The sequence below is a fragment of the Sandarakinorhabdus rubra genome (assembly GCF_010994245.1).
GTDB lineage: Bacteria > Pseudomonadota > Alphaproteobacteria > Sphingomonadales > Sphingomonadaceae > Sandarakinorhabdus > Sandarakinorhabdus rubra.
Map to the genome: position 1 here is coordinate 1 of NZ_WMHO01000456.1, position 613 is coordinate 613.

Sequence of the window (613 nt, forward strand, 5' to 3'; positions counted from 1 at the left end):
GGGCGTGGTGGTGGTGGCCATCGACGACGGCGCGCCGGCCGCCCGCTTCCTGCGCCCCGGCGCGCTGATCGAAACGCTGGGCGGCCAGCCGGTGGCCAGCGTTACCGACGTGGTGCGGCTGGCGGGCGGCGGCGCGCTTGCCGTGCGCTTTGCGGTGGGCGAACAGCGCGCCGAATGCGGGGTCAACAACATGGGCGGCCTGTCCTGCCGGGCCTAGGAACCTTGCGTCCGGTTTCCGCCAGACGATCATCGTGGCGGCGTGTAGAAACCCGCCATGACCCACACACGCTCCCGCCTGCCCAGCCCGCTGGGCGACCTGATCGCCATCACCGCGCCTGACGGCACGGTTCACGGGCTCGATTTTGCCGATTGCGAAGCCCGGCTCGAGCGCCTGTTCGTGCGCCACCACCCCGGCGCCGCGCTGGCCGATGGCGTGGCGCCGTCGGCGCTGGCGGGCGCGCTGGCGGCCTATTTCGCTGGTGATCTGGGCGCGCTGTCAGCGGTGCCGGTGGCCCGGATCGGCACCGAATTCCAGCGCCGCGCCTGGGCCGCCCTGCGCGCCATCCCGGCCGGCGAGACCCGCAGCTATGGCCAGCAGGCCGCCAGCATGGGC

1 protein-coding gene and 1 pseudogene are annotated in these 613 nt (G+C 73.7%); both read left to right on the plus strand.

Annotation, left to right across the window (positions count from 1 at the left end):
* Positions 1–217: pseudogene (locus GJV64_RS15250) on the plus strand (serine protease); the annotation flags it as partial.
* 57 nt (positions 218–274) lie between these two features.
* Positions 275–613, plus strand: a 339-nt coding sequence (locus GJV64_RS15255) for a methylated-DNA--[protein]-cysteine S-methyltransferase (protein WP_164158371.1), incomplete at its 3' end; no start/stop codon positions are given.